Source organism: Solilutibacter silvestris, from assembly GCF_002895945.1.
GTDB classification, from domain to species: Bacteria; Pseudomonadota; Gammaproteobacteria; order Xanthomonadales; family Xanthomonadaceae; genus Solilutibacter; species Solilutibacter silvestris.
In genome coordinates this window covers 27,443-44,503 of record NZ_NPZB01000002.1, presented here as the reverse complement: position 1 = coordinate 44,503, position 17,061 = coordinate 27,443, and the positions used below count along the sequence as shown (strand labels likewise).

Annotated in this window: 12 protein-coding genes; 8 read left to right on the top strand and 4 right to left on the bottom strand. The window is 57.3% G+C overall.

Annotated features, from left to right (window positions below):
* The first annotated feature begins 26 nt into the window (after positions 1 to 26).
* Both Lysil_RS07780 and Lysil_RS07775 read left to right on the top strand, forming a co-directional pair.
* Entirely contained in the window at positions 27 to 2,507 is a 2,481-nt protein-coding gene (locus tag Lysil_RS07780; protein ID WP_103075070.1) for a penicillin-binding protein 1A, read from the top strand.
* 207 nt (positions 2,508 to 2,714) lie between these two features.
* Positions 2,715 to 3,365: a hypothetical protein gene (locus tag Lysil_RS07775; protein ID WP_103075069.1), complete on the top strand. Its 651-nt coding sequence runs from the start codon at positions 2,715 to 2,717 to the stop codon at positions 3,363 to 3,365.
* Between the two features lie 68 nt (positions 3,366 to 3,433).
* Here the strand turns inward: Lysil_RS07775 and Lysil_RS07770 are convergent, their stop codons facing one another.
* The 4 genes from Lysil_RS07770 to Lysil_RS07755 all read right to left on the bottom strand — a co-directional run bounded on the left by Lysil_RS07770 (position 3,434) and on the right by Lysil_RS07755 (position 6,710).
* On the bottom strand, positions 3,434 to 4,723 hold the full coding sequence (locus tag Lysil_RS07770; RefSeq protein ID WP_240600422.1) for a citrate synthase: 1,290 nt from the start codon (positions 4,721 to 4,723) through the stop codon (positions 3,434 to 3,436).
* Between the two features lie 228 nt (positions 4,724 to 4,951).
* Complete coding sequence (locus Lysil_RS07765) at positions 4,952 to 5,194, bottom strand: type B 50S ribosomal protein L31 (RefSeq protein WP_103075068.1); 243 nt, start codon at positions 5,192 to 5,194, stop codon at positions 4,952 to 4,954.
* A gap of 60 nt (positions 5,195 to 5,254) precedes the next feature.
* Entirely contained in the window at positions 5,255 to 6,193 is a 939-nt protein-coding gene (locus tag Lysil_RS07760) for a nucleoside hydrolase (protein WP_103075963.1), read from the bottom strand.
* A 16-nt stretch (positions 6,194 to 6,209) separates the two neighbouring features.
* Positions 6,210 to 6,710: a helicase-related protein gene (locus Lysil_RS07755; RefSeq protein ID WP_425477154.1), complete on the bottom strand. Its 501-nt coding sequence runs from the start codon at positions 6,708 to 6,710 to the stop codon at positions 6,210 to 6,212.
* Positions 6,711 to 6,763: 53 nt separating this feature from the next.
* Here Lysil_RS07755 and Lysil_RS07750 point away from each other — a divergent pair, with 53 nt between their 5' ends.
* The 6 genes from Lysil_RS07750 to Lysil_RS07725 all read left to right on the top strand — a co-directional run bounded on the left by Lysil_RS07750 (position 6,764) and on the right by Lysil_RS07725 (position 16,926).
* Complete coding sequence (locus Lysil_RS07750) at positions 6,764 to 8,797, top strand: hypothetical protein (RefSeq protein ID WP_129588414.1); 2,034 nt, start codon at positions 6,764 to 6,766, stop codon at positions 8,795 to 8,797.
* Between the two features lie 5 nt (positions 8,798 to 8,802).
* Positions 8,803 to 11,103, top strand: a complete 2,301-nt coding sequence (locus Lysil_RS13255; protein WP_129588413.1) for a hypothetical protein — start codon at positions 8,803 to 8,805, stop codon at positions 11,101 to 11,103.
* A 560-nt stretch (positions 11,104 to 11,663) separates the two neighbouring features.
* Positions 11,664 to 13,061 carry a tyrosine-type recombinase/integrase gene (locus Lysil_RS13625; RefSeq protein ID WP_103075065.1) on the top strand — a complete coding sequence of 466 codons (1,398 nt, stop codon included), beginning with the start codon at positions 11,664 to 11,666 and terminating at the stop codon, positions 13,059 to 13,061.
* A 290-nt stretch (positions 13,062 to 13,351) separates the two neighbouring features.
* Entirely contained in the window at positions 13,352 to 15,010 is a 1,659-nt protein-coding gene (locus tag Lysil_RS07735) for an L-tyrosine/L-tryptophan isonitrile synthase family protein (RefSeq protein ID WP_165782433.1), read from the top strand.
* Between the two features lie 23 nt (positions 15,011 to 15,033).
* Complete coding sequence (locus Lysil_RS07730) at positions 15,034 to 15,648, top strand: GNAT family N-acetyltransferase (RefSeq protein ID WP_165782432.1); 615 nt, start codon at positions 15,034 to 15,036, stop codon at positions 15,646 to 15,648.
* Between the two features lie 21 nt (positions 15,649 to 15,669).
* A complete protein-coding gene (locus Lysil_RS07725) occupies positions 15,670 to 16,926 on the top strand; it encodes a DegT/DnrJ/EryC1/StrS family aminotransferase (RefSeq protein ID WP_205756921.1) in 1,257 nt (418 codons plus the stop codon).
* Positions 16,927 to 17,061: the final 135 nt, after the last annotated feature.

Sequence of the window (17,061 nt, the reverse complement as noted above, 5' to 3'; positions counted from 1 at the left end):
CGGCCGTTCTCCCGCTCCTCTGGCCCATGCCCCCTGTCGTTCGTCGCCTCCTGAAGTGGGCCGTGCTGGCCTGTGTCGCGCTTGCCTTGATTGGCGGGCTGGTCTTTGCCGGGTTCTATATCACCGTCAGCCGGGGCCTGCCCGACGTCACCACTCTGCGCGATGTGCAGTCGCAGCAACCTTTGGCGGTGTATTCGGCCGACGGCAAGCTGATGGCAGTGTTCGGCGAGATCCGGCGCATCCCGGTGGGCATCGACAAGGTGCCCAAGCAGGTCAAGGATGCTTTCATCGCCACCGAGGACGCCGACTTCTACACGCATGGCGGCCTCGACTACAAGGGCATCGCCCGCGCGCTATGGCTGATGGCGACCACCAGCGACAAACGCGTGCCCGGCGGCTCGACCATCACCCAGCAGGTGGCCCGCCAGTTCTTCCTCACCCCGGAGCGCAGCTTCACGCGCAAATTCCGCGAGATGCTGCTGGCGCGCAAGATCGAGCAGAACCTCAGCAAGAACCAGATCCTGGAGCTGTATCTCAACAAGAGTTTCTTCGGCAATCGCAGCTACGGTATCGCCGCGGCGGCGCAGTTCTATTACGGCAAATCGCTTGACCAGCTGACGTTGGGTGAAACCGCAACGCTGGCCGGGACGCCGAAATTCCCGTCCACCGGCAATCCGATGGACGATCCCGATCGCAACCGCGACCGTCGCAACAACTACATCCTGCCGCGCATGGCCCAGCTCGGGATGGTGAGCAAGGCCGATGCCGATGCCGCCGCCGCCGAGCCGATGCACGCCGCGCCACACGAACGGCCAGTCGAGGTCTACGCGCCCTACGTCGCCGAAATGGTGCGCCAGGACATGCTGACCCGCTACGGCGCGCAGGCGCTGGAACAGGGCCTTGAGGTCACCACCACGATCGATTCGAAGATGCAGCTGGCCGCCGACATTGCCGTGCGCCACGGCCTGCGCACCTACGACCATCGCCATGGCTGGCGCGGCCCGGAAAAACACTTCGACCTGCCTGCCGGGGAAACGCCGGAGCAGACAGCGAAGCGCCTGGCGCCGTTCCCGGTGCAGGCGGCGCTGGTGCCGGTGATCGTGCTCTCGACCGAAGACAACGGCAGCGCGCAGGTGGTCAACGCCCAGGGCAAGATCCTCACGCTGCCGGCATCGCTGGCGTCGAGCTGGCCCGGGCGCACGCCGGCATCACTGTTCAAGCGCGGTGACGTCGCGCGCATCACCGAAACCAAGGAAAACATCTGGGCGATCGAGCAGCTGCCGCGCGCGCAATCGGCGCTGGTGTCGATCGATTCCGACAACGGCGCGCTGAAGGCGCTGATCGGCGGACTCAGCTTCAACGGCAACTCGTTCAACCGCGCGACGCAGGCCCGCCGCCAGCCGGGTTCCAGCTTCAAGCCGTTCGTGTACGCGGCGGCATTCGAGCGCGGCTACAACCCGTCGTCGATCGTGCTCGACGCGCCGGTGGTGTTCCGCGATCGCAGCAACCACATCTGGCGTCCGCAGAACGACGGCGGCGGTTTCGCCGGACCGATCAAGCTGCGCGAGGCGCTGGTGCAATCGCGCAACCTGGTGTCGGTGCGACTGCTCGACGCGATCGGCGTCGATTACGCGATCCGCTTCATCACCCACTTCGGTTTCAACGAGAAGGAACTGCCGCGCAACCTGTCGATGTCGCTGGGCGCCGCCTCGTTGCGCCCGATCGACATGGCGCGCGGATACGCCGCGTTCGCAAACGGCGGCTTCCGCGTCAACATCTGGTTCGTCGATACCGTCAAGGACGCCAGCGGCAAACTGCTGTTCAAGGAAAACCCGGCCACCGCCTGCCGCGGCTGCGCCGGCACCAGCCTGCCGCCTTCGGTCGATGCATCCTCTTCCGCACCATCCACCGCCAGCCAGCAACCCGACGTGGTCGATGGCTTCAACCTCGGCGGCCCGCAGGCGGAAAAACCCAAGCCGGCGGCAACCGCCGAAGCGAAGAAGGAAACCCCCAAGCCGGTGACGCCAGCGGCGGGGTCGACCATCGCTCCCCGCGCCATCGACGAGCGCATCGCCTACCAGCTCGTCACGATGATGCAGGACGTGGTCAAGCGCGGCACCGCCACCGCCGCACGCGTGCTCGAGCGCGACGACATCGGCGGCAAGACCGGCTCCACCAACGATCATCGCGACGCGTGGTTCTCCGGCTTCGGCGGCAACCTGGTCACCGTGGTCTGGGTCGGCCGCGACGACGACGATTCACTGGGCTATGGCGAATACGGTGGCAAGGCCGCATTGCCGATCTGGATCGACTACATGCGCGATGCGCTCAAGGACACGCCGCTGGTCAAGCGCGAGGTTCCCAACGGCATGGTCCAGGTCAACGGCGAATGGCTGAAGGAAGAAGACCTGCAGAACAACCCGGACATCGTCGATTACAGCCAGGCACCCAAGGATGACCAGACCACGCAGGAAGCGCCCAAGGAAGATGCTTACGATATTTTCTGAGAACCTGTTCCCGATCCAACTGCGCTCGTCCTGCGGTCCGCGTGCGGTGCTCGCAATGCTCACGTATCAGCACATACGCTGCGCTTGCTCCGCTCCGCCACGAACCGCAGGCCTTCGCTCGTAACGGACCGTAAACAGGTTCTGGTTGTGGTGGCGACGTCACCGATGCTGCGCTAGAGTCCGGTGAACCTCGCAAGGGAGTCCGCCATGCATCGCGCGCAACAGCATGCCGAGGCCCGCACTCGCGAACGGCGCCAGCGACTGGCGCATGAAGCCGCCCGCCTGATGTCGGAAAGCGGCATCCGCGATTTCCACCAGGCCAAGCTCAAGGCGGCCGAGCGCCTCGGCTTCCACGACGACGCCTCGCTGCCGCGCAACCGCGAGATCGAGGAAGCATTGCGCGGTTACCAGCGCCTGTTCCATGGCGATGAACTGGAGGACCGCCTGCGTGCTCGGCGCGAAGCCGCGTTGCGCGCGCTCGACTTCTTCGCGCCATTCGAGCCGCGGCTGGTCGGTCCGGTGCTGGAAGGCACCGCCGACGCCAACACGCCGGTACTGCTGCACCTGTTCTGCGACGATCCGCGCGACGTCATCGTCTGGCTGCAGGAACATGACATCCCCGCCGACGCGCGCACGCGCCGCCTGCGCCTGGATCGCGAACGCAGCGACGATTTCGACGTCTGGGTGTTCAACGCCGACGACGCCACCTTCGACCTCACCGTGCTGCCGCGCGACGCCTTGCGCCAGGCGCCGCTGTCGCCGGTCACCGAAAAGCCGATGGCGCGCGCATCCGCCAACCAATTGCGTGCACTGCTGGCGCAAGACGAGATCGCCGGTTACGAAGCACAGGCACGCTGAGTCATCCCGCCCCGAACGAAAACGCCCCGCACATGGCGGGGCGTTTCGCGAATCAGTCGAAGTGAAACTCAGCGCTTGTCGATGGCGACGTAATCACGCTTGTCGTGGCCGACGTAGATCTGGCGCGGACGACCGATCTTCTGCTCCGGATCGGCCTGTTGTTCGAGCCAATGCGCGACCCAGCCGGAGGTGCGCGCGATCGCGAACATCACCGTGAACATGTCGGTCGGGATCTTCAGCGCCTTGTAGATGATGCCGCTGTAGAAATCGACGTTCGGGTAGAGCTTGCGCTGGATGAAGTAATCGTCCTTGAGCGCGGCTTCTTCCAGCTTCATCGCGACATCGAGCAGCGGATCGTTGACGCCGAGCTCGTTCAGCACCTTGTAGGTCATCTCGCGGATGATCTTGGCGCGCGGATCGAAGTTCTTGTAGACGCGGTGGCCGAAGCCCATCAGGCGGAAACCGGACTCCTTGTCCTTGGCCTTGTCGATCGCGTTCTGGACGTTGGCCGGCGAACCGATCTCGTTGAGCATCTTGAGCACGGCTTCGTTGGCGCCACCATGCGCCGGCCCCCACAACGCTGCCACGCCCGAGGCGATGCAGGCGTAAGGGTTGGCGCCGGTCGAGCCGACCATGCGCACGGTCGAGGTCGAGGCGTTCTGCTCGTGGTCGGCGTGGAGGATGAACAACAGGTCGAGCGCCTTGGCGGCCACCGGGTTCATCTGCAGCGGCTCGGACGGCACCTCGAACATCATGTGCAGGAAGCGCGTCACGTACTCGAGGTTGTTACGCGGGAAGCGCAGCGGCCAGCCCATGCTGTAGCGATAGCAGGCGGCGGCGATCGTCGGCACCTTGGCGATCAGGCGGATCGCGGCGAGGTGGCGCTGTTCCGGATCGTCGTAATCGTGGTTGTTGTGATAGAAGCTCGCCATCGAACCGAGCATGCCCATCAGCATCGCCATCGGGTGGGCGTCGTGGCGGAAGCCGCCGATGAACTGCTTGAACGCTTCGTGCAGCATCGTGTGGTGGGCAATGTCGTCGGCGAACGAGGCGAACTTCTGCTCGGTCGGCAGCTCGCCGTTCATCAGCAGATAGGCCACTTCCAGGAAGCTGGAGTGCTCGGCCAGTTGCTCGATCGGATAGCCGCGATACATCAGCACGCCGGCATCGCCGTCGATATAGGTGATCGCCGATTTGCACGACGCCGTCGCGGTGAAACCGTTGTCGTAGGTGAAGCAGCCGGTGTCTTTCGGCAGCTTGGCGATATCGATGCAGGGCTGGCCCAGCACCGGGTCGATCACGGGGAGGGTGCTGCTCTTGTCGGCAACGGCAATCGTCGCGGTCTTGGCTTCGGTCACGGCGGGAGTCTCCTGTTCGTCCACCGGTCTGCACTCGCGTCGAACCGGTTTTGCATTGCGTCAATTATCGCACAACGACTGTTTGAACATTCACATGCGCATGGAGCACACGGCGCCCGGCGGACATGATCCCGGAGAGATTTCGGAAACACGAACGGCCGCACATGGCGGCCGTCGGCGCTTCGGTCAAGCGGCGCGGAATGCGACCGCGCGACCATCAACCAGATCTTACTTGGCGTAGCGCTTCTTGAACTTGTCGATGCGACCGCTGGTGTCCATCACCTTGTTCTGACCGGTGTAGAACGGGTGCGAGGCCGAAGAGATTTCGACCTTGATCAGCGGGTAGTCGTTGCCGTCCTCCCACTTGATCGTTTCCTTGGACGCCATGGTGGAGCGCGTCAGGAACTTGAAATCGGAGGTGACGTCCTGGAAGACGACATCGCGGTAATTGGGGTGAAGATCGGCCTTCATTGCGGCACCGACAGTAGGTTCAGAGTGAGCCGAACATGATAGCGGCACAGCCCGGCTTGGTCAACCGGCTGCCAAAGCCGCCCGGATCATGGCCTGGTAGCGCTCGCCGTCGTAGGTCTGGACGATGCGGGCGTTGTCCGGCCGGCCGCTCATCCGGTTCCAGTCGACGATGCTGAGGCCGCGGGCCAGCCCCTGCCCCAGCTGCACCGCCAGCGGGCGCGCTTCGGTGGCCTCGATGCCCTCGGGGGCCAAGGCGCAGGCCATGGCATAGCCGTCGGCGGAGTGCCAGTACGAGCCCCGTTTCTCGCGGGACCAGCGTCGGGTATGGGCGGAAATGGCGTCATAGAAGCGGGCGCGCGGCGAATCGACCTGCAACCACTGGTCCATCGCCTCGTGCGGGAAGCCGTGGCGCAGATTGGCCTCCCAGTCGCAGAGGTCGAACTGCGGGAAGGCCTCGAAAACGATGTGCGCCGCCTCGGGATCGAAGCCGGTGTTGAACTCGGCGCTCGGGGTGATATTGCCGTGGCCTGTCACCGCACCGCCCATCACCACCAGGCGCGTCACCCGCTGCGGCAAGGTCGGATCGAGCTTGAGCGCCAGCGCGATGTTGGTCAGCGGCCCCAGCGCGACGATCATCAAGCGTCCGGCATGTTCGTGCGAGAGACGCAGGATGGCGAGCGCGGCGTGTTCGGCTTCGGGCTGGCGCGCGGCCGGTGCGTAGCCGATGTCGCCGAAGCCGTCGCGGCCGTGGACGAAAGCGGCATCCTCGGAGCGATGCAGCAGCGGCTGCGGCGCGCCGGCGAAGACCGGCACGTCGGCGCGCTCGGCGACTTCGCACAGCTTCAATGCATTGCGCACGGTGTAATCGAGGCCGACATTGCCAGCGGCGATGGTCAGTCCCACGACGTCGTGATCGGGCGAGTTGAATGCCATCAGGATGGCGAGGGCGTCATCGACGCCGGGATCGGTATCGATGAGGAGGGGGATCTTGTTGGTCATGCGGTCTTCCTTGCAGTCAAGCCGAAGCATAACGCGCGGCGCCGCCGACCCAGCGCTGGACGATGCGATCGGCGCGGGTCGCATCTTCCTTCAACAACCGTTCGGCGATGCGCTGCACCTGCGGCAGCAGGTCGGCGTCGCGGGCGAGATCGGCGATGCGGAACGCGGCAAGGCCGGTCTGGCGGGTGCCGAGCAATTCGCCGGGGCCGCGCAGTTCCAGATCCTTTTCGGCGATGCGGAAACCGTCATTGGTTTCGCGCATGGTTTCCAGGCGCTGGCGCGCGATCTGTCCCAGCGGCGACTGGTACATCAACACGCAGGCCGATGCGGTGGCACCGCGCCCCACCCGCCCGCGCAACTGGTGCAACTGCGCGAGGCCGAGGCGCTCGGCGTTCTCGATGATCATCAACGATGCATTGGGCACGTCGACGCCGACTTCAACGATTTCCCTAGAAAGTATATTTGTCATTATTATTCTATCTATTTGTTTTATATACTTTATTTTGATATATATCATATTGACAATTGTCATAGTATGCTTCTGTAGGCGTCATAGCAGCGAGGTTCCACATGACGAGGGCTCAGCGGGCCGACCACGCTCAACTAAGCGTCGCCTTGTCATGCAAGGACGGTCATAGAAAGGTCAATGTCAACCTGTCGCCGCTCCTCATTTTTGGGTGGCCATTTGCTGAACAACTCGCAAGGGAGCTTGGCCATTTCTCCCAAGGCCGAGCTATTCCCGCCGGCACTACCGCATACGCACTCAATCGTTGGGGGATGTGTATTGCAGATCTGGAAATAGACTTATCGAAGTTCGACCTTTCCGATGCGGGTTCACTTGACGAACTCCACCTAATTTTTCTTGAATGGTTCTTCACTCGAAACCCCTCGGTTACAAAGGCACGTCTGCAAACACTCCGACTTGACTGGAACAGGATCGGAAATTTCATTCGGTTCTGCCAGAGACGCAACACACTTCCCCTATGGAATTGGTTTGCGCTCCCTACAGAGGACGCAAACTCAGCCCGTGAGGCCTATGTTCGAGCGCATCCACGGGAATTTATTGGTCAGCCAAAACTTGAGCTCGACCATTCTGACTTTCTCGCACGAGTTGTATCCGCACGACCCTTGGCAATCAGCACGGACGAGTGCCTCAAACAACTTTCCAACGAGCTCAAATCGAACCTCAAGCGCATCGAAGAAGCATGCTACAAGAATATTGACGCCATCCGTAATTCTTTCGCGGAGGGAAATCGCCTCGCTGCTCAGGCAGATGTTGAACTATTGAATGCGCTCACGACGGAGAGCCCGCGTGAGTCATTTCTGGTCTATATCAGTCGCGATGTGAGCACAGCGAAAGGCAAGTACGTTGCACAGTTCAAGCATCACGTCTTTTCTCCCAACCACCCAAATGGTCTTGCTAACCTGATTTGGTGGATAAAGAACCGACATGGAGGCTGTCTTGATCGAGTCGTCCTCGAAAAATTCGATCCAAACATGATCTCGTCAATGACCAAGCATGATCCTTTCGATCTAAGAAGATACTTGGGGGCACTTAGATTCGACGATTTGTCATGGTTTATCACTGCAATTGCGTGCCGTTGCCCCGAGGTAAGCAATCTCTCAACAATCCTCAATATTGGAATTGACGAACTAACTTGGGCTGAGGACGGATCTCTGCGCATCACTTCCGTCAAGAACAGAGCCGGAGAGGAACGCAGCAGTCTTGTCGATACCAGGCTTCAAGCAGCACTACTGTTGCTCCGAGATTTGACCGCTAGCTGTCGGCACGCCGCCAAACTGCACCCGTTCTATGCAAATGCTTTGTTCTTGGGATGGCGCTCCCATCAGCAGCGCGGACTCCCCCACAGATTGATTGAAAGTAACGTCGTTGGAAAACTGCTTCGCGCGAATTTATCCGCTGACCCAGAACTAGTCGACCTGCGTTTCACGACGTACTCAATGATTCGCAATAGCCACGCTATCATTGAGTTCATTCGCAGCAATGGCGACTGGAACTCTGTCTCCAGAACCTTGGGCAACTCAGTTTCAATATCAATGCGTCACTATGTCCCTCCCGAAATTAAGAACTTGCTTCGCGAGAGAAGAGTTAGGCAGCACCAGAACGAGATGCTCTATGTAGCAAGCGTCGGCCAAGATTTCGACCCACTCTTATCCATGGACCTTTCGAGTCGTGAAGAAATCGAAAGTTTTCTAGCAAACTCGATAAAACTGGATGCTACCAAGACAAATGTTCTCTTGCATGCTCTCGCCAAAAAGATCGAGGGCTGTTCGGGAACTCAGGACACCGCCAGCACTGCAGAGATACACAGCGCGATATTCTCACTCTCCGAGCGCAGTCTGGCCTTGCTCTTTCGATATGAGGAATGCCTAAGCGCTTCGAGTTTGCCACAAGATGTCTACGCTCGACCAAGCGAAATTACAGGAGTTGCGCCAAACTTCTGGTGCAGCCTTGCCACCTATATTCGTGCACTCTTTTCAGCAGATCACTACGATAACTTCGAGCATCAAGCAATCCTGAAGCATTCCTTGGAGTTGCTGCCATCATTGCGCGCTTCCATTGTGTTCGATGCCCCGTGGTGAGCCCAGTGAACGCAGAAAAGATCATTGGTGTCGACGAGCTTCCTTCATTTCTACGTGCCTTGAGGGTCAACTGGGACGACCCGCATCCATCGGCACCGTGGCTCTTGAATGACTTTTTTGACAACGTATGGGAGCTTCGCACAAATGATGGAGCATGCGTTCGGATGAATTGGCATCGAATGATGGCCACCGGCGTTTGCTTGACAAGCAATGGATATGAATCACGCAGTGCTAGCAGTTTACTTACAACATCGCCCGCCAAAGTTTCAGGAAACCCATATCAGGCAGAGCTTGATTATCGACATGCCCTGAATCGGGTGAAACGGATCGTATTTTTCTATCGCCATCCGCGAATCAGTCGACGGTGTGGAACGACTCACTATTGTCAGTTCTTTCAGTGGATAATGACCCTTACAGAGTGGGTGTTCTTACACTCGGAACGGTTTAAACCCCAGCTTCATCTCTTCGAGAATATCGATACTACTGATCTTGACCACGAATTTCTGTTCAAGTGGGCGTCGGGAGGAAAAACAGAACTACTGGATCTAGAAAGCCGAATAGAAAAAGCACTCATCAACGTGCTCGCTTCCATAGAAGGGGATCCTGAGCTAGCCGAACAAATCGATTCGTCGCTGGCTGACCTTCCCGGCTTAACGCTCCCAGACCATCGGGTTAGTGAATGGCTAATGTTCCCCCCAGCGCAAACTACGCGACTGAGAGCATGGCTTGAACTGAAAGGCTATTTTCGCGCGAATGGTGCCTCTCGCGGGCGTCTCGCCATACAGCCACTGTTTCGTGACCTAATTAATCAAGACGTCAAAGCTGACCATCTTTCGCCACCCCTGCTCTTGAGGCTTGGGACCTTAAATCAAGCTGATGCTCCACAACAAGCCGGCTTTACGTCAAGGCATTCACGAGAAAAGCCTTCCATCAACATTGAGCAAGTTGATCAGGGAGTCCGAGATCAAACTCCACCACTTCGAATGGAGTTCGTAGATATGAGCCGCCTCCATATTCGCAAACTATCCCTACTTTCCGCAAATTGTGACGCCGGCCTACCGCCAAGTACTGTTTGGTCCCAAGTCACCTTTGCGCCCACGCTTACTTTAGACCTTGAACCCAAAGGCAGCACGCCGACCGCCCCACCAGAAGTCGCCCTGCACTGTCTTGGGCATGCCATTCGATTTGTCCTCAGTTATGGCGATGACCTCGTGGACTATGCAATAAAGGTCAAGAACCGTTTGCATGCGGAGCAGGTTCGCCGCGCCCCACTGGGCATCTCACGGCACGTCTCATATCTAGACAAACTACCAACTCTTTCGCTGCGGTCGGATATTCCGACGTCTCTTGCGCCTCTTCGAATAGACCGAATTCACAGTATCTTTCGTGGGAAATCGACTCCAATCTTCTCTAACGATGGAGGAAAACCAATAGCCGGCACCATCCGCGAGCATATGGGCTTGGTGGACGCTCTGCATCTTCTAGAAGCTTGCATGTTTGTCATCGTTGGCACAACCGCTGCTCGTCGCCAAATCGAGTTGCGAAAGCTCGAAGATGATTGTCTCGCCAAGATCGTTGGAACAGGCTGGTATCTGAAATTCGGTCTGGGAAAGGACATCTTAGGAAACGCACAGGGTCAGCTGACGCGATGCATTCCCAACTTGGCAGCCACGGCAGTTGGCCAAATTCGACGCCTGAATCGAGCTTGGCGCTCTTTGCACCAAGCAGCATCTAAGAAGTTGCTGTATGGAGTCACTGGTAATTTTGATGCATGTGGGAACACTACAGGCATGCAAATCAACCAGCGACTTGATCTATTCTGCGACTATATCGAGGTTCCACTTGATGAAAATGGGCACCGTTGGTATTTGCGCACGCACGAAATGAGACGTTTCTGGGCTTACTCCTTCTTTTATAAGTTTGGTCTAGGCGAACTTCATACTATCGGCTGGTTTCTTGGGCACCGCGAATCGGAACAAACATGGGCTTATATCCGTGAAAGTTTTGATGGTCGCGACAATGAAATGCGTCAAATAAAGGCGGCTTATGCCTCGTCCATTCTTGGCGGAAGGCACTTGGCACACGATGAAAGCGGCCAAGCCGTTACAAAAATTCGCGAGGTTGTCCTTAAACATTTTGGCTGTAGCCAACTTACGCTCATTGATAGTGGTGATCTTCAAGCTTACCTTGAGAACATTCTTGAAGACGGTATTTTGGAGATTGAGCCAAAGTTCATTCGCGACGTAAATGGCGCTGACTACGAGATTATGTGGATTGTGCGACCTAAGGATGCATTCAATGACTAAGGCTTCACGCACCGAGAGATCTTTCCGTTACATTCAATCTGTACGTGCTCTTCATGACCTACTTTTGGCGCATTCAAGCGACCTAGCAGTGATTGACAGCCGCATCATGAAGAGTTGCCAAAGTCAGGGAATGTTGGCAAAACTTGATGCGCCTGACTTGTCTATCCACGGGATGTCGCTCAATACGCTCAAGACAGTCAGCGACAATCATTTGAGCGGAGGTTTTCTAGAGTTGGACAGGTTGCGCCGATTGGTCGCTAGAAATCGCAAATCAAGAAAGCCAATCGTACGCGACGGCGATGCACCTTCTGCTACCCCAGCCAGGTCTGAAATGGCAGATTTACGAAATCAGCGACAGAGCCTAATTAACAGTTGCGCATTCATGGCAGACCAGTACAACGACCTTCTCTCCATATATCGGCGAACTCTCGACCGACTGGAAAGGGGGCGGGCTGAGCCAGCCAATGAACGAAGGTTGCTCGAAGGCCATCTGAGTCGCTTCAGAGGCCCCAAAGGACAACCGATGGTTCTAGTTGACACCACCGATAAGCTGGATTCCGATGATGCCACCTAGCCTACATAGAGACGCCGATGCCCGTTACGATCGTTCACCTCAGGTGACTCTTTCAAGACTTGATCGGAATCGATTGCAACACGATGTGCCAGTAAGCCTTTGGCCCGATGGGACTGTTTGCTGGCCGACGACCTTATACCTCAATGTTCAATTTCGCGAGGGAAAAAGCACTCGCACCCGAGGCGGAACATTGGGAACTTACGCTAAGCAGCTTGGTCATCTTCTACGCGTTTGCTACCAGCTACGTTGCGACTTCCGTCAAATCGATGACGTAATCTTTGGTCAGTGGATTCACGAACTTGGAGCCGAGCAAGCCGTCAACTCGCAAGGTCGCGCCAATCGTGCGAGAAGTGCAAATCAGGTGAACGCGATTGGTCGTAGAGCGCTGCACTTCCTCCTATGGTTTCAGTCGACGCTAGCGCCAGGCGCTGGGTTGATAGGACAGTGTGGTGAAGGCTGCAGAATCACTGTGGAATTCAAAACATTCATAAAAGATGGTAGATCGTATCGTTACGTACATCACAGCTCGTTCCCCCACCGCGACGCCGTTCGACGCAGAACGCCCGTTACCGGCGATCAGATTGAACGGATGTTTGCAGCCAATCTTGCCAGCACTCAGTCAGCGTATGTAAAACGTCGTAGGTCAACCATGATGCATTTGGCGCTGGCCCTAGGCAGCAGGCGCTTTGAGTTAGCGACCGTTACCGTCAAACAAGTTCGCGATGCTAAGGAAACTGGGCTAATTGCCGTTCAAGTAGTGAAGACCAAAAAGCGCAAAATCCGCGAGATTCCGGTAGTACGATCTCGACTCGAGCCCATTCTTGGCTTTGTCGATGGGCATCGCAGCAAGCTCATCAGATCAACTGTTGGGGTTTCCGGTGATACCGGCCATCTGTTTCTTACATCCCAGGGGAAGCCCCTCTCGGAAAATACCCTTACCAATGACATGCACGACTTGGCCACGTTGGCAAAGCTTGAGGTAAGAGCGTGTCTTCACATGTTTAGGCACCGGTATTTTACCGATATGGCCTACAACTTCCTCCTCGGGGTTAGAGAGTTCGCGGAACGAGGTGAGCTGACCGTACCATCTGAGCTGATCGTGCTACAAGAGATGCGGAATTTATCTCAGCACGCGAGTGATGCCTCGCTCGTGCGTTATATTCATTCTGCCTATCGCGAAGCTAGCGCATGGTCTTCTAGTGAAGGGCACTGGAGGATGAGCCAGCTCCAACGCTCGATGTCCGATTGTCTCGTCGAATTGGATGGTCAACTTCTAGAGGGTTCAATTTCGTCATCGAGGGCTAAGGCATTGCTACAGCATTGGATAGCTCTATGGAAGAATGAGCTAACCGCCATCGTCAGCGAACCGGATAGCGACAGATAACATTCCTACCAAACTCACCGCATAGCTGAATACAAATTTATTAGTGCGCAGGTCATCCTTTAGATCGGTTTGAGTGGCACAGTGAGACCTGTACTCTTCAGGTACGCCCTTCGAGGGGAAGATGCTGTAACCAATACGTGAAGCCGTCAAATCCGGCGATCCGCCGCGACCGGTCCGGACTGGCCGGTGGTTGGCTTTTTAAGAGGAACACACCCAATATCGCGGTTCGACATATGCTTGCGCTGTATGCTTCCTAATACCATCATCGGGCGATTGCCATGGCTCTTCGGATGAAGACCTATTCGATGGGAGCTGTAGCCAAGTCATTTTCAACGGGTTGTCACAATCCCAGAAAATGGGAATTAATGAGGAACACTTGGAAGGTGAAGATGGAACGGCTGCCGAGTCGACTTGGGTACCGGGTCGGCCTCAATAGGATTCAAGAGAGCGTGATCAGCTCTCATTTCATGCATACGATGTCACAGGATCCGACGCTCCGTCTTTATGAGCGGCATGATTTCCATGCAAGGCTTCTTACAATCGACCAAAGGCAGGTCCTCAATGGACTAATCCCCATCCTAACGACGGCCAGCACCCGGTTCTGCGAGGAACGGGCCAAGGCTGCGCGCGCTCGCGCATTGGACAGGCGGGAGGAATATGGCCATGGCAACACGAGCACGATAGGCGCGTCTGAATCGATCACGGAAGCGATACTCGACAAGGAATTCTCCCGGAGCGGCGCTCGTTACAACGAAAGGGCCCTGCTTAACCAGCGAATCAAGGAAGCGATCGATCAGAGGCTTCCGATCGACATGGTCATTCCGGCTCTACCGTTCAAGATTCCCTCTCCCCTCAAGTCACGCGGGCCGCTGCCCGACCTAGGCGAAGCTAACTTTCTCCTCAGTCTCTACGAGATCGTCAGGACCGTAGAAATCATCTACCGGACGGAACACCCTAACCATGAAGGGCTGTCGGCTAGGTTCACTGTCGTTGCAGACGGCTCTCGCTTCAACGAAGCGGTGAATAAGTCCAGCCCGGAGATCGTGTCGTACCAAGCAGAACTGTCTCGCTGGACGAAGATTCTCGGACTAGATGAATACGTCCGCGTCGTCGATTACCGGTCGCTTATGCAAGAAGGCCTACCCCAAGAGATATTGAGTTCGAAGCAGGAAGTGCTCCACCAGGCGAAGACCGGCTACTCGGATGCACTCTGGCCAATTTTCGACCCTGGTGACATGAACGCCACATTTCAGTCTGCGACCGAGGCGGAGCTGGACCCCGAGCTTGGCAATTCAGAGGGTCGCTTCGTCTCGCTGCTCAAATCGCTTGTCTATACAATGAACTATCGGTCGCTGCAGAGCCTGCACGGGCTGAACGATGAAGCCCGGTCGGACCTGTATCGCGAACTGACCGCACACATCTTCCATCCCTATACCGAGGATACGGCCCTCGGAAGTCTCGACACCTCGCGCAGACAAGGCGCGGGCCAAGCATCGGGATTTCCACCCGAATTCAAAGAAGAACTGCGTCGTGCGATGTTAAACGAGGTATGGGGTGCCGCGATCCACTACATCGCCGAAATAAAAAGCGATCGTGACCTCGACGAAGATCCCATCCTCACCTGTCTTCCGGGCTACTTGCGTTGGACGATCCACGCCAAGCAGGGCCAGATTGCGATCGCTACGCCTCCCATACTGGGCGTGAGTGTCCAGGCATGGGCGGGCAGCGCCGTATTCCGGCCAACAAGCAAGGGGAAGGTACGTCTGTGCAGCCTTCCGGTGCTTCTGCTTGAGGCCATGGGCGCGATTCCCGTTGCCGTGAGGTTGAATGATAGGAGAGGCACACCGTCGCAGCCGCTTTTCTATATCGACAAGGAGATTGGCGTGGGCAACATGGATGGCCTTCTGGCTGTCCTTCGCGATACATTCACCCGTCGCCGCTTCAGTTGATGCCATTCGTGAGCGAGCCAGAGATGACTTTCACACGCCCCGAAACGCTTGCAGGCCCCTTCATCACGCTCGAACCACTCGACGCGGGACACCGGGAACCGCTTCGGGAAGCTTCGGCAGGCGACGAGGCCATATGGACCTATTTCCCCCGCACCTTCAACGGCGCCTGCGAGGATTTCGACCCATGGTTCGACTACGCACTGTCGCGCTCCGCTGAAGGCACCCACTATCCTTTCGCCGTGAGGAGGAAAAACGACGGGAGAGTCATCGGCACCACTCGCTTCTATGACATGTCCTACGACCATCGTAGGCTAGCCATAGGATCCACCTGGTATTGCCGGGAGGCACGCGGCACCCTCGTTAACGCCGAAGTCAGGCTCCTGACCCTCAGTCACGCCTTCGAGCGGCTCGACGTCAATCGGGTCGAGCTGATCACTGACCCGCGTAACTTGAGTTCGCGTGCGGCCATGAAAATTCTCGGCGCCGTGCAGGAAGGGGTGATTCGGAACCACCTCATCTACAAGGATGGGCGCATCCGTGACTCACTCCTCTTCAGCATCATCAGGAGCGAATGGCCAGCGGTGCGGGAACGTCTGCTTGAAGGGCTCGGTTACGACGACAAACAATTGCACTACTGATGTGGCACCATTCCGTCAAACATGATGGATAACCGCCTAGGAGACGGCTTCCAGAGAAAAGAAAACCGCACGTCTTTAGCTATATCCCGAGTAACCCAGAGTCAAATCGTTTTGGTTCCATATTTCTTTTCAGCGATTCAACCTAGGGGGCAAATAAATACTATGGAAGTTACGTCTTCATACCTCCCAAGCCTACAAAAGTATGTTGGCTATCTTGAGGGTATCTATGCCCGATGCCGTCTGACAAACAACGGTCCCCTCGCCTGCGAGCTGGCGGCGCGCCTAGAGGACTACCTCGGCGTTCGAAACCTCATCCTCGTTAGCAATGGCAGCGCCGCACTCGAACTTGCTTATCATGCTCTCGATATCTCAGGCAGTGTTGTAACGACGCCCTTCAGTTTCCCGGCGAGCAGCAGCGTACCCGCTTGGAACGGGATCGATCCGTCCTTCGCCGATATCGACCCACACACATGGAATATCGATCCGGACCAAATCGAATCAGCAATCCGATCTGATACCACGGCGATCTCACCTGTCCACGTTTATGGCAACCCCGTCGATGATGTTCGCGTGAGCGCGATCGCACGACGGCACGGCCTCCGGGTGATCTACGACGCAGCCCATTGCTTTGGGACGCGAAAGGCTGGGCGCAGCATTCTGGATCAGGGCGACGCCTCAGCAATCAGCTTTCACGCGACTAAGACCTTCCACACAATAGAAGGGGGCGCAGTCATCTTCCGCGACGATGCTATCTGCGAACGCGCACGCCGCATGATCAACTTCGGATTTGATGCGGTCACGGGCGACATCGTAGACCTTGGAACCAACCTCAAGATGAGCGAGGTGCACGCGGCCATGGGACTGGCCGTCCTCGACGACGTGGATTACATTCTGAGCCATCGTCGGCACCTCTTGGCCCTCTACATGCACAAACTGGGGGATTACGTGCAATGCCAGCGCATTGACGCTGAAGTCACGAATGGCGGGGGCTATATGCCCATCGCGCTTGCCGATACGGCTACGTGTGAGAGGGTCTACCAACACCTCGGCAATTTGGGGATTGCTACGCGGCGCTACTTCCATCCCTCGTTGGATACCACCGTCCCGTACGCTCGCTTCGGCACTACTCGCTATTCTAGAGACATCGCCGACCGCGTCCTTTGCCTACCGTTGCACACGAAGCTCTCACCTAACGACGTGGAGACGGTCTGTACTGCTGTTCTGGCTGGGATAAGAGACACGGCGCCTAGGCTGGTCTCATTAGCCGGCATTGTCTAACGAAGGGCTTCGACATAGGCAGAAATCACAAGCCTGTGGGATGGTTTCAAGCTGGGAATAGAGACGTGACCCAAGGGTGGGCAGGAAGTTGGACCCAGCGGGCACGTGATCCAAGGTAGGACGTTGACTTCCGTT

Bases quoted from the DNA above. Each gene is read 5' to 3' on its own strand.
- Lysil_RS07780 (WP_103075070.1), top strand. From the start codon at position 27: ATGCCCCCTGTCGTTCGTCGCCTCCTGAAGTGGGCCGTGCTGGCCTGT.
- Lysil_RS07775 (WP_103075069.1), top strand. From the start codon at position 2,715: ATGCATCGCGCGCAACAGCATGCCGAGGCCCGCACTCGCGAACGGCGC.
- Lysil_RS07765 (WP_103075068.1), bottom strand. From the start codon at position 5,194: ATGAAGGCCGATCTTCACCCCAATTACCGCGATGTCGTCTTCCAGGAC.
- Lysil_RS07760 (WP_103075963.1), bottom strand. From the start codon at position 6,193: ATGACCAACAAGATCCCCCTCCTCATCGATACCGATCCCGGCGTCGAT.
- Lysil_RS07755 (WP_425477154.1), bottom strand. From the start codon at position 6,710: ATGATATATATCAAAATAAAGTATATAAAACAAATAGATAGAATAATA.
- Lysil_RS07750 (WP_129588414.1), top strand. From the start codon at position 6,764: ATGACGAGGGCTCAGCGGGCCGACCACGCTCAACTAAGCGTCGCCTTG.
- Lysil_RS13625 (WP_103075065.1), top strand. From the start codon at position 11,664: ATGATGCCACCTAGCCTACATAGAGACGCCGATGCCCGTTACGATCGT.
- Lysil_RS07735 (WP_165782433.1), top strand. From the start codon at position 13,352: ATGAAGACCTATTCGATGGGAGCTGTAGCCAAGTCATTTTCAACGGGT.
- Lysil_RS07730 (WP_165782432.1), top strand. From the start codon at position 15,034: ATGACTTTCACACGCCCCGAAACGCTTGCAGGCCCCTTCATCACGCTC.
- Lysil_RS07725 (WP_205756921.1), top strand. From the start codon at position 15,670: ATGATGGATAACCGCCTAGGAGACGGCTTCCAGAGAAAAGAAAACCGC.